The organism is Nocardia sp. NPDC003183, from assembly GCF_053590715.1.
Genome location: NZ_JBSFTG010000015.1, coordinates 144,222 through 155,452, shown reverse-complemented (window position 1 = coordinate 155,452; position 11,231 = coordinate 144,222). Strand labels below are relative to the sequence as shown.

11 protein-coding genes are annotated in these 11,231 nt (G+C 67.9%); 3 read left to right on the top strand and 8 right to left on the bottom strand.

Annotated features, from left to right (window positions below; translation table 11 throughout):
- Positions 1-116 precede the first annotated feature (116 nt).
- The gene (locus tag ACWDXS_RS30095) at positions 117-1,502 is read right to left on the bottom strand and encodes a class II 3-deoxy-7-phosphoheptulonate synthase (RefSeq protein WP_378636602.1); all 1,386 of its coding nucleotides are present in this window, start codon (positions 1,500-1,502) and stop codon (positions 117-119) included.
- 179 nt (positions 1,503-1,681) lie between these two features.
- Between ACWDXS_RS30095 and ACWDXS_RS30090 the strand changes: the two genes are divergently transcribed.
- The gene (locus ACWDXS_RS30090; protein WP_449970883.1) at positions 1,682-2,179 is read left to right on the top strand and encodes a polyadenylate-specific 3'-exoribonuclease AS; all 498 of its coding nucleotides are present in this window, start codon (positions 1,682-1,684) and stop codon (positions 2,177-2,179) included.
- A gap of 77 nt (positions 2,180-2,256) precedes the next feature.
- Here ACWDXS_RS30090 and qcrB read toward each other — a convergent pair whose 3' ends face one another.
- The 4 genes from qcrB to ctaE form a co-directional block, all read right to left on the bottom strand.
- Positions 2,257-3,879: a cytochrome bc1 complex cytochrome b subunit gene (gene qcrB, locus ACWDXS_RS30085; RefSeq protein ID WP_378992549.1), complete on the bottom strand. Its 1,623-nt coding sequence runs from the start codon at positions 3,877-3,879 to the stop codon at positions 2,257-2,259.
- Positions 3,876-5,015 (bottom strand): cytochrome bc1 complex Rieske iron-sulfur subunit, encoded by a 1,140-nt coding sequence (gene qcrA / locus ACWDXS_RS30080; RefSeq protein WP_378992547.1) that lies wholly within the window; start codon positions 5,013-5,015, stop codon positions 3,876-3,878. Before qcrA ends, qcrB begins: the two co-directional genes overlap by 4 nt.
- 73 nt (positions 5,016-5,088) lie before the next feature.
- The gene (qcrC, locus tag ACWDXS_RS30075) at positions 5,089-5,961 is read right to left on the bottom strand and encodes a cytochrome bc1 complex diheme cytochrome c subunit (protein ID WP_378992546.1); all 873 of its coding nucleotides are present in this window, start codon (positions 5,959-5,961) and stop codon (positions 5,089-5,091) included.
- A 57-nt stretch (positions 5,962-6,018) separates the two neighbouring features.
- Positions 6,019-6,630 carry an aa3-type cytochrome oxidase subunit III gene (ctaE, locus tag ACWDXS_RS30070; RefSeq protein ID WP_378712418.1) on the bottom strand — a complete coding sequence of 204 codons (612 nt, stop codon included), beginning with the start codon at positions 6,628-6,630 and terminating at the stop codon, positions 6,019-6,021.
- Positions 6,631-6,809: 179 nt separating this feature from the next.
- On the opposite strand from ctaE, the gene ACWDXS_RS30065 reads away from it, so the two are divergent.
- Together ACWDXS_RS30065 and trpD are read left to right on the top strand one after the other, a co-directional pair.
- Positions 6,810-7,226 (top strand): hypothetical protein, encoded by a 417-nt coding sequence (locus ACWDXS_RS30065; protein ID WP_449970862.1) that lies wholly within the window; start codon positions 6,810-6,812, stop codon positions 7,224-7,226.
- Between the two features lie 91 nt (positions 7,227-7,317).
- The gene (trpD, locus tag ACWDXS_RS30060) at positions 7,318-8,379 is read left to right on the top strand and encodes an anthranilate phosphoribosyltransferase (protein ID WP_378992544.1); all 1,062 of its coding nucleotides are present in this window, start codon (positions 7,318-7,320) and stop codon (positions 8,377-8,379) included.
- Positions 8,380-8,389: 10 nt separating this feature from the next.
- Here the strand turns inward: trpD and ACWDXS_RS30055 are convergent, their stop codons facing one another.
- The 3 genes from ACWDXS_RS30055 to ACWDXS_RS30045 all read right to left on the bottom strand — a co-directional run bounded on the left by ACWDXS_RS30055 (position 8,390) and on the right by ACWDXS_RS30045 (position 11,186).
- Positions 8,390-8,665 carry an Lrp/AsnC family transcriptional regulator gene (locus tag ACWDXS_RS30055; RefSeq protein WP_101463603.1) on the bottom strand — a complete coding sequence of 92 codons (276 nt, stop codon included), beginning with the start codon at positions 8,663-8,665 and terminating at the stop codon, positions 8,390-8,392.
- A 4-nt stretch (positions 8,666-8,669) separates the two neighbouring features.
- Entirely contained in the window at positions 8,670-9,221 is a 552-nt protein-coding gene (gene trpF / locus ACWDXS_RS30050) for a phosphoribosylanthranilate isomerase (protein ID WP_449970857.1), read from the bottom strand.
- A gap of 105 nt (positions 9,222-9,326) precedes the next feature.
- Positions 9,327-11,186 carry a DEDD exonuclease domain-containing protein gene (locus ACWDXS_RS30045; RefSeq protein WP_449970880.1) on the bottom strand — a complete coding sequence of 620 codons (1,860 nt, stop codon included), beginning with the start codon at positions 11,184-11,186 and terminating at the stop codon, positions 9,327-9,329.
- Positions 11,187-11,231 lie beyond the last annotated feature (45 nt).

The window sequence follows — 11,231 nt, the reverse complement described above, 5'->3', positions numbered from 1 at the left end:
GCCCTGCAGACCCGCCAGCGCATCGCCGGGGTCGTGGCGACGAAGGAGCAAGCAACGGTGCCTGATCGACGGGACACACGGGGCCGCGAACTCGAGCGCGCCAGCGCTCCAAGAACTCAGCGCAGCATTTCCGCGACCAGGAACGACAGTTCCAGGGATTGCTGGGTGTTCAGGCGGGGATCGCAGGCCGTTTCGTAGCGGCCGCCCAGGTCGAGATCGGAGATGTCCTGGGCGCCGCCGAGGCACTCGGTGACGTTCTCGCCGGTCAGCTCGATGTGCAGGCCGCCGGGGTGGGTGCCGAGGGCGTGGTGCACCTCGAAGAAGCCCTGGACCTCGTCGACGATGCGGTCGAAGTGGCGGGTCTTGAAACCGGTGGACGACTCATGGGTGTTGCCGTGCATGGGGTCGCACTGCCAGATGACCTGGTGGCCGGTGGCCTGCACCTTCTCGATGATCGGGGGCAGCACATCACGCACCTTGCCGTTGCCCATGCGGGCGACCAGGGTGAGCCGGCCGGGCTCGTTGTTCGGGTCGAGCCGCTCGACGTATTCCACGGCCAGTTCCGGCGTGGTGGTGGGCCCGATCTTGAGCCCGATCGGGTTCGCGAGGAGTTCGGCCAGCGCGATGTGGGCGCCGTCGAGCTGACGGGTGCGCTCGCCGATCCACAGGAAGTGCGCGGACAGGTCGTAGAGCAGCGGTTCGCCGGTCTCGGACTCGCTCAGCCGCAGCATCGCGCGCTCGTAGTCGAGGACGAGCGCCTCGTGCGAGGCGTAGATACGCGCGGTCTTCAGGCTCGGGTCGTTGACCTGACAGGCGGCCATGAAGCGCAGACCGCGGTCGATCTCCTCGGCGAGGGTCTCGTAGCGCGCGCCCGCGGGCGACTGGGCGACGAAGTCACGGTTCCAGTCGTGCAGGCGGTGCAGGTCGGCGGTGCCCGCGCTGGTCAGGGCGCGAACCAGGTTCATCGCGGCGCTGGCGTTGGCGTAGGCACGGACCAGACGCGACGGGTCGTGACGACGCAGGGCCTCGTCGGCGACGAGCGAGTTCACCATGTCGCCGCGGTAGGACTTCAGACCCAGCGCGTCGGTGTCGGACGAACGCGGCTTGGCGTACTGGCCCGCGATCCGTGCCACCTTCACCACCGGCATACTCGCGCCGTAGGTGAGTACCACGGCCATCTGCAGCAGCGTGCGGATATTGCCGCGGATGTGGGGCTCGGTGTTGTCGGCGAAGGTCTCCGCGCAGTCACCGCCCTGCATGAGGAACGCCTCACCGCGCGCGACAGCGGCCAGCTGCGCCTTGAGGTCCTCCACCTCGGCGGGCAGGCAGATCGGTGGCACGCTCTCCAGCACGGTGCGCATGGTGGCGGCCTCGTCGGCGTCCCAGGACGGCTGCTGCAGAGCGGGCCGGGCCAGCGCGGCATCGAGGCGACCACGCAGCTCTTCGGGCAGCGGCGGCAGTTCCGGCAAACGGTCAATGGGTACGTCGACGGTCCAGGTCACCAGATCAGAATACGACCCGCGCGCACGGGCGACTATCCGGCGTACCCGCGAAGCCACCGCCGACCCGTGCGAAACACGCACAGGGCGCCCACATAGGGTTTCGTCGACCCGTCGTGGGGTCCATCGCCCGGCGCGCCGGAGCCCCACGAGCAACCCACCGGCACGAAGAGGCGATCTCCCTGCGATATTTCTACGATTCGGAATTCATCGAGGATGGGGTGACGATCGACCTGATCTCGATCGGCGTCGTCTGTGAGGACGGGCGCGAGTACTACGCGGTCTCCACCGAATTCGATGCGAAGCGGGCCGGGCCGTGGGTGCGCAAGCATGTGCTGCCGAAGCTGCCTGTCGCCGGGTCGCCGCTGTATCGCACCAGGGAACAGATCCGCGACGACCTGTTCAAGTTCTTCCTGCCGCGCCCGAGCGTGCAGCCGGAGCTGTGGGCGTGGGTGTCCGCCTACGACCATGTGGCGCTGTGCCAGCTGTGGGGTGACATGACGGCGCTGCCCAAGGGCATGCCCCGCTACACCAACGAACTGCGCCAGCACTGGGCCGCGCACGGCAGCCCCGACCTGCCGCCGATCCCGGACGACGCGCACGACGCACTCGCCGACGCCCGCCACAACCTGGCCAAGTTCGAGGCCATCGAGACACATCGGCGCACCCCGCGCCTGTAGAACACAGCGCCGGTAGGACAAAAGCGAAGGCCCCGAGTCGAATTCGACTCGGGGCCTTCGTTGTTCGCGATGTTCGATCAGTGACCGAACGGCTCGCTGTTGTTCGCGATCGCCTGCTGTTCGGCGAGAACGGTGAGCATCCGGTGCTCCTCGTTCTCCTCGATCTCCGCCCAGGACTCGCCCTCGGCCTTGGGATCGGCCTTGAGGAAGCTACCGGTGCCGGGCTTGCCCGCCGAACCGAGCTTGTTCATCTTCTTGGGCACCGGGGCGCCCTGGTATTCCAGCGGGATGGCGTGGCCGTGTGCGTCGACCCCGCCCAGCGGCTGGTGCACCTCGATGTACTCGCCGTGCGGCAGACGCTTGATCACACCGGTCTCGATACCGTGCTCGAGCACCGCCCGGTCACTGCGCTGCAGACCGATGCAGAACCGGTAGGTCACGAAGTACGCGATCGGCGGCAGCAGCAGCACGCCGATACGACCGATCCAGGTGGTCGCGTTCAGCGAGATGTCGAACTTCAGCGCGATGATGTCGTTGACACACGAGAGCGTGAGCACCACGTAGAACGCGATCGCCATGGCACCGATCGCGGTACGCACCGGCACGTCGCGCGGACGCTGGAGCAGGTTGTGATGCGCCGAGTGGTCGTTGGTGAGGCGCTTCTCGATCCACGGGTAGGCGATCAGCAGCGTGAACACCAGGCCCATGATGAGCGCGACCCAGACCACGGCCGGGACCGTGTAGCGACCGAGGTAGAGCTCCCACGGCGGCATCAGACGCGCCAAACCGTCGGTCCACATCATGTAGAAGTCGGGCTGTGAACCCGCCGAGACCTGAGAGGGGTTGTACGGGCCCAGGTTCCAGATCGGGTTGATCTGCAGGACACCGCCCATGATGCCGACGATGCCGAGGGTGAACGCGAAGAACGCACCCTGGTCGGCGGCGAACACCGGGATGATGCGCGCGCCGACGACGTTGTGCTCGGTGCGGGCCGGTCCGGGGAACTGGGTGTGCTTCTGGTACCAGACCAGCGCGACGTGCGCGCCGATCAACGCCAGGATGATGCCGGGCAGCAGCAGCACGTGCGCGATGTAGAGGCGCGGGATGATGATGTCGCCGGGGAAGTCGCCGCCGAACATCAGCCAGTGCATCCAGGTACCGATGACCGGCAGGCTCATGGTGATACCGCCGAATGCGGCACGCAGGCCGGTGCCCGAGAGCAGATCGTCGGGCAGCGAGTAGCCGAAGAAGCCCTCGAACATCGCCAGGATCAGCAGCAGCGAGCCGATCACCCAGTTCGCCTCACGCGGCTTGCGGAACGCGCCGGTGAAGAAGATGCGGAACAGGTGGATGATGATCGACGCCGCGAACAGCAGGGCCGCCCAGTGGTGGATCTGCCGGACGAACAGACCGCCGCGCACCTCGAAGGAGATGTTCAGCGCGGTCTCGTAGGCCCGCGACATGCCGACGCCGCGCAGCGGCTGGTAGGCGCCGTCGTAGACCACGTGGGTCATCGACGGGTCGAAGAACAGCGTCAGGTACACACCCGACAGCAGCAGGATGATGAACGCGTAGAGCGCGATCTCACCCAGCAGGAACGACCAGTGGGTCGGGAAGACCTTGTTGATCGAACGCTTCATGAACGCGGCGGCGCGGTACCGCTCGTCCATCTCATTTGCCTGATTGGCCACAACGCTCATGAACGACGCTCCCAGAAGGCCGGGCCGAGCGGCTCGATGAAGTCGCCCGCGGCGACCAAATAGCCCTCGGAGTTGACGGTGATCGGCAGCTGAGGCAGTGCGCGGGCGGCAGGACCGAAGACCGGCTTTGCCCACTCGGTCGCGAGGAACTGCGACTGGTGGCAGGGGCACAGGATCCGGTTGGTCTGCTGCTCGAACAGCGAGGTGGGGCAGCCGAGGTGGGTGCAGATCTTCGAGTAGGCGAAGTAGTCGCCGAAGTTGAAGCTCTCCTGGCCCTTGCGCTTGATCGCCTTCTCGGCGTCTTCGGTGCGCAAGCGGATCATCATGACCGCGTTGCGGATACCGCGCAGCGACTCGAGCGTGGCGTGCTCATCGCCGCGCCACTTCTCTTTCCACGGGAACACGGTTTCCATCGAGCCGGCGTCCAGGTCTTCGGGACGCACCAGCACGATGTCGCCGGGGCGACCGGTGTCGCGGCGGATGTAGACGGTCTCGCCCGGGTAGTCCGGGGTCCAGCCCGAGACCCACAGCGGCGACTTGTCGCCCTTGGCCCACGGGTTCTTCACCATGCCGCCGACGAACACCAGCAGTGCGCCGATACCGAGCACACCGACACCGGCGCCCGCGGTACCGAGCATCATCTTGCGACGACCGAGGGTGGAGGTGTCGAGCGCGTCCTGCAGCTCGGCCGCCAGGGTGCGCCGCTCGACCTCGTCGGAGGGGCCGTCGTGGCGCTGCTGGATCGAGATCTCGGCGGGGATGAACCGCTTGCGGATCAGTACCACGGCGACACCGATGACCAGCACCGAGATGCCGAAGGTCAGGCCGACGAGCGGGGTGAACAGCGAGTAGGCGCTGTGGCCCTCGTCGCCGTAGCCCTTCCACTCCCACGGCCAGAACAGGAAGACACCGATGAGCGCGGCGGCGGCGAGGCCGGAGATGGCGAACCAGAACGTGACCGCACGTTCGGCGCGCTTCTCGGCCTTGGTGCCCGGCACCGGCCACCGCTCGTTGCGGTAGACGACATCGACGTCGTCGCGATTGGTGCCGAGCTCGACCAGCTCGTCACGCGACATCGCGTCCAGTTCGTCTTCGGTGGGTTCGCGACCCATGTCGCTGTGCTCCTGTCCACTCATGGCTGCATCCAATTCGTCATGCTCGGGCACGCTGCGTGGTTACGCTGCGCTGCCGCCTCCGCGCACTGACCGATCATGACCGCGATCCGATCCACATCGCGGCGCCGACCACGGCGGTGATGCCGATGACCCAGATCGCCAAACCTTCGGTCGCCGGACCGAACCCGCCGAGATCCCAGCCGCCGGGCGACTTCTCCTCGGCGGAGTTCTTGACGTAGGCGACGATGTCGCGCTTCTCCTCCGACGTCAGCTGCCGGTCGGAGAACTTGGGCATGTTCTGCGGGCCGGTGACCATCGCCTGGTAGATCTGCTGCTCACTGGCCTCGGCCAGCGGCGGCGCGAACTTACCGCCGGAGAGCGCGCCACCGCGACCGGTGAAGTTGTGGCAGGAGGCGCAGTTCATGCGGAACAGCTCCGAGCCACGGGCGATGTCGTCGCCGCGCAGCGACTCCTGGGCGATCTCACCGTTGGCGTCGCGGATCACCGAGGGGCCACCGCCGTTGGCGGCGACGTACGCGCCGAGCGCGTCGGTCTGGTGCGCGTCGAACTTCTCCGGCTTGCGCAGCGCCTGGGCGCCGTTGGCGGCCATCGGCATGCGGCCGGAGGAGACCTGGAAGTAGACCGCGGCCTCGCCGACGCCGATCAGGCTCGGACCACGGTCGGCGACACCCTGCAGGTTCGCGCCGTGGCACGTGATGCAGGAGGTGTCGTAGAGCTGCTTGCCCTCGCGGATGAGCGCGGACTGGTCCTCGTGCGCGGTCGCGACCTGCGCCTGCGGGGTGAGCGCGGTCGCCAGGAAGCCGGCTCCGACCAAGCCGATCATCAGCGCGAGAGCACCCGCGATACGACGACGGGCGCGGCGCTGCTTACGCGCCTTGGCGGCCTGTGCGTCCTGCCCGGCGCCGGGGCCGGCGGGCTCTGGGGCCGACGGGGGAGATGAACTCATCTGTGTCCCTTTGGAGTAGACGGAACCGACTTGTGCAAATGCTGTGCGCGCCGCGCGCTATCGGACGAAGTAGATCGTGGCGAACAGCCCGATCCAGACGATGTCGACGAAGTGCCAGTAGTAGGACACCACGATCGCGGCGGTGGCCTGGGCGGGGGTGAACTTGCTCAGCGTGGTGCGGACGAGCAGGAACACGAACGCGATCAGACCGCCGATCACGTGCAGACCGTGGAAGCCGGTGGTGATGTAGAAAACCGAGCCGTACGAGCTGCCGGCGATCGAAGTTCCCTCCTCCACCAGGTGGTAGTACTCGTAGCCCTGCCCGGCGACGAAGAACGCGCCCATCAGCAGGGTGATGCTGTACCAGCGACGAAGGCCGAACACGTCGCCCTTCTCCGCCGCGAACACACCCATCTGGCAGGTGAACGAGGACGCGATCAGCACGGCCGTCACCGGAATCGCGAGCTTCATGTTCAGCTCGGTCGGCTCCGGGGGCCAGTTCCCGTGCGCCTGCGCGCGAGCAACGAAGTACATGGCGAACAGTCCGGCGAAGAACATCAGCTCGCTCGACAGCCAGATGATGGTTCCGACGCTGACCATGTTGGGCCGGTTCAGCGAATGCACACGCTGAGTAATGGCCGATCCTGGGGTGCCTACTGCGGTCGTCACGGGGTAAGTATGACTCTTCGTAGTACGACACATGTACCCGGGTACGAAAGTTTGTGGCGCCAGTCGGAAAACCCACGCACAGAGGGGGTCTACGACTTCCGTCGGCGTGTTGGCGACGACCGCGCGACAACTCATTGTGACAGCGTTGGATGTGGATAGGCTGAGACGAGGAGGCGGCGATGGTCGTGGTGCGGATGTGGCGGCGGCTGTTCGGTGGGTCGGCGCGGGAGTTGGACCCGGGGCGCGACGATCTTGTCGTGGTCGCGTCGAGTTTCGACGATGTCGAGGCTTGTTCGACCGCGCTGGATCGGGCGAGCGAGCTGGATCGGGAGGCCGATGCGGTGTTGCGCCACCATCTGCGGCTGCCCGCCGGGCAGATCGAGGCCGCGTGCGAGATCGCCGGGTATGACGGATACGAACGCGCCGAGCCCGCCGCGCCGGCCGAGGACCTGGTCCCGATCATCCTGCAGCGGGTGCAACGGCTCGATCCGCTGACCTGCTCGCAGGAACGCTCGCGGATGGCCGGGCTCGCCCAGCGCCACGACGGCGTCGCCGACGGCTGGGACGCGCTGCAACCCCCGCGCACCGCCCCGTAAACTTTGCCCGACGGCGCAAAAGACCTTGCGCCACCTCCGCGCGCCCGATCTACAGTGGCGCAACGGTGTCGTCGAAGGAGAAGCAGAGCAGATGAGCGTGCGCAGCTGGGCCCAGGTGCTCGGAACCCTCGCCGACGGTGGCGACCTGGCCGCGGACGACACCACCTGGGTGATCGACGAGATCTTCACCGACAACGCCACCGCCGCCCAGATCGCGGCGTTCGGCGTCGCCATGAAGATCAAGGGCCCCACGCCGACCGAACTGGCGGGCATGGTGGCCGGGATGCTCGGGCACGCCCGGCTGGTTCACGTCGACGGCGACGCGGTCGATGTCGTCGGCACCGGCGGCGATCGTTCGGGGTCGGTGAACATCTCGACCATGTCCGCGGTGGTCGTGGCCGCGGCCGGGGTCCCCGTGGTCAAGCACGGGAACCGGGCGGCGTCGTCGAAGTCCGGTGGTGCCGATGTGCTCGAAGCGCTGGGTGTGAAGCTCGCGCTCGGACCCGGGTCGGTGGCGCGATCGGTGCGCGAGGCGGGGATCGGGTTCTGTTTCGCGCCGCTGTTCCACTCCGGGCTGCGTTTCGCCGGGGCGGCGCGCAAGGAGATCGGCATTCCGACCGTGTTCAACGTGTTGGGCCCGCTGACCAATCCGGCCCAGCCGCGCGCCGGGCTGATCGGGTGCGCGTTCGCCGATCTCGCGCCCGTGATCGCCGGGGTGTTCGAGGCGCGTGGGTCGAGTGCGCTGGTCGTGCGTGGGCGTGACGGGCTCGACGAGATCACCACTTCGGATCTGACCGACGTGTGGGTGGTCAGTGGCGGGCGGATCCGTCGAACGCTGATCGATCCGACGCGGCTCGGCATCGCGAGGGTGGATCTGGACGATCTGCGTGGCGGGGATGCCGAGGTCAACGCCCAGGTCGCGCGCGATGTCTTCGCGGGGACGGCCGGACCTGTCCGTGACGCGGTGCTGTTGAACTCGGCCGCGGCGATCGTGGCTTACGACCTCTCGCGCGGGGTCGGCGATGTCGATCTCGACCTGGACGCGGCACTGACCGACGGGCTCGAGCGCGCCGCCGCCGCGGTGGACAGCGGGGCGGCGGCGAAGCTGCTGCAGAGCTGGGCCGAACTCACCAGGACGCTCGACGAGAACTGACCCCGAAGGCTCACTCCCCCAGCGAGAATCCGGCTTCCACGTCGGCGCTGGAATAGGACTTGAACGCGATGTGGGTGGTGGTGCGGACCACGCCGTCCACCTTGTCGATGCCCGCGGTGACCACTTCGGCGATGCGCGCGTGGTCGCGCACGCGCACGATCGCGATCAGGTCCACGTCACCGGCGCAGGAGTACACCTCGGCGACTCCTTCGGTGTCGGCGAGGGCCTGCGCGGTCTCGGGGATGCGAGAGTTCTGCGCCTGGATCATCACGATCGCGGTAATCATGGGATCACTCTAGAACTTCGGGCCGCTCGGTGGCCGCTTTGAACCGACGCATCAGGTCATAGCTCTTCACCCCGGGCGCCGTTTCCACCGAACTGGACACGTCCACGCCATAGGGACGGTGCCGGGCGATCACATCGGCGACGTTGCCGGGGTCCAGGCCGCCCGCCAGCACCACCCGGCCCGGTTGCGCGCGGACCCAATCGGGGAATTCCTCGAACACACCGGAGCCCGCGCTGGCGTCGTAGAAGAAGTATTCGCTGGTCTGACCCGGTTCCGGCGGGTTCGAGGAGCAGAAGGCCAGGTTCGGCAGGTCGGTCCACTCATAGAGCTGCACGACGTCGAACGCCTCCGCTACCTCGGCGACCTCGCGCGCCTCGAGGGCGACGGCGAAGGTGGTGATGCGACCACGCGCGTAGCCGGCGAGCGCGCGTGCCTGTTCGGGGGTGCGGTAGCGCTTGCTCTTCGTCGTCACCATGACGCCGATCGCGGAGTACCCGAGCTCGATCGCCCAGTCGATCTGTTCCTCGGTGGTCAGACCGCACACCTTCACGAACATTCGCCGCTGCTCCTTCTCCTCGGGCCCCGCCACCGTGCGCGGAGTCGTCGTCCATGATCCAGGACGGGTTGTTCTCGCCTGCCTCGGCCGCCCCGGTGTGGCTCGTCAGCGTTCGGCCAGATACTCCTCCTGTTCGCTCCTGGTGGTCGCGGCCGTGCGCGCGAGCTGCGCCCAGCCCACCCAGCGCGCCGCACCGTGCAGCGGTTCGTGGTACCCGTCGCTGGTCCGCACGATCCGCGCGCCGGGTTTGGCAAGCCAGCGAGCGATGACGCCGACTTCCTCCGGTGGAGCTCCGCGCAGGGGTGGGATGCGGTCGCCGAGGTCGACGACCGCACCGTCGAGGAAGAACGCCACTTCCGGCGCATTCACCCGATCGGACTCAGCTGCCGAACGCTGGGTCCCGCTACCCGGCGACGCGATGCCCAGGTCGGGGATCACTGTTTCGGCGGCGGCGACGATCTGATCGACAACGGCCATCGGTGGGGTGCCGCGCGCAGCGGTGCCCGCGGCGGCGAGGCGGCCGTAGCGGATGACAGAGAATTCCCAGCCGCCCGCACCGTCGGGGAGAGCGATGATCAGTTCCGCGAGGCGAGCGAGGGCGGCGAGACGCTGGATGCGGTGCAGTTTCGTGACCACGGTGGCGGTGCGGTCGCGCAAGCGCGCCGCTGCCTCGAAATGCTCTGCGGTGGAATATGTTTCGATTCGATCGATCATCGCGCGGAGCAGGGTGTCGGCGCGGCCGGTGAACAGGTCGCGGACCGCGTCGACGGCCGGAGCGTAGCTCGCGGCGTCGTAGTCACCGTCGTGGCGTGCGGCGGGACAGCCGCCGACCACCGCGGGCGGGCAGGTGTGTTTCGCCGTGCGGGTGAGGCGGGTGGCGCAGGTTCGGATTCCGGCGAATTCGGCGATCGTGGACGCCACGTCGACGGCGTCGGTCCGGGAATTGAACGGCCCCACCGCGGTTCGGGTCGGGGTGCGCACCGCGGTCAACCGGGGGAACGCCTCCTCGCTCAGGGTGAGCCACCACCCACGCTTGGGGAATTTGGAGCGGCGGTTGTACGGCGGCGCGTGCGCGGCGAGCAACCGCAGCTCGCGCACCCCGGCTTCGAGGCCGTGCGCGCACACCACATGGTCGACCCGAATCGCCAGTGCCACCATCTCTTTCATCCGGCCGCGGGTCTCCGAACCGGTGAAGTAGTTGCGGACGCGACGGCGCAGATTCACCGCAGTCCCTATATAGAGGACTTCGTCCGACGGTCCGCGGAAGAGATAGACGCCGGGCGCGGCAGGCAGATCGGTCGCGAAAGTGCGCTTGGCGCGCTGGGTTCCGGTGACGCCGGGCAGGTAGTCGAGCAGCTCGGTCAGGCTGTGTACGCCCTGATTGCCGACCCGGCCGATCAACGCGTGCAGCACGTCGACGGTGGCGCGGGCGTCGTCGAGCGCGCGGTGCGTCGGTGTCGTCGACGCACCGAGGAGCTGTGCCAGCACCCCGAGTCGTGCCGACGGGGCCTCGTCACGCGTGAGCACCCGCCGCGCCAGCTTCACGGTGCACAACACCTGCGGATTGGGCCACGCGATGTCCTGACGCGCCGCGGCCGCTTTGAGAAACGCGGTGTCGAACCGCGCGTTGTGCGCCACCAGCACTGCCCCGGCGGCGAACTCGAAGAACCCCGGCAGCACCCCCTCGATCCGCGGCGCCTCGTACACCATCGCCGTGGTGATCCCGGTGATCTGCACGATGGCGGGCGGAATCGCGTACCCCGGATTCACCAGGGTCGCGAACTCCCCCAGCACCTCACCGCCGCGCACCTTCACCGCCCCGATCTCGGTGATCGCGTCCCGATCAGCGCTGGTCCCGGTCGTTTCGAGGTCGACGACGACGAAAGTGGTGGCATACAGCGGAGTATCGAGCTCGTCGAAGGCCAACTGCCGGGCGGCAGCCGGGAGCGGAACGGGATCGGGCACGGCGAGCAGCGTAGGACGGGGGTCCGACAAGCTCGGCCCGAACTC

Bases quoted from the DNA above. Each gene is read 5' to 3' on its own strand.
- qcrA (WP_378992547.1), bottom strand. From the start codon at position 5,015: ATGAGTGGACAGGAGCACAGCGACATGGGTCGCGAACCCACCGAAGAC.
- trpD (WP_378992544.1), top strand. From the start codon at position 7,318: ATGAGCGTGCGCAGCTGGGCCCAGGTGCTCGGAACCCTCGCCGACGGT.
- trpF (WP_449970857.1), bottom strand. From the start codon at position 9,221: ATGTTCGTGAAGGTGTGCGGTCTGACCACCGAGGAACAGATCGACTGG.
- ACWDXS_RS30055 (WP_101463603.1), bottom strand. From the start codon at position 8,665: ATGATTACCGCGATCGTGATGATCCAGGCGCAGAACTCTCGCATCCCC.
- ACWDXS_RS30065 (WP_449970862.1), top strand. From the start codon at position 6,810: ATGGTCGTGGTGCGGATGTGGCGGCGGCTGTTCGGTGGGTCGGCGCGG.
- qcrC (WP_378992546.1), bottom strand. From the start codon at position 5,961: ATGAGTTCATCTCCCCCGTCGGCCCCAGAGCCCGCCGGCCCCGGCGCC.
- qcrB (WP_378992549.1), bottom strand. From the start codon at position 3,879: ATGAGCGTTGTGGCCAATCAGGCAAATGAGATGGACGAGCGGTACCGC.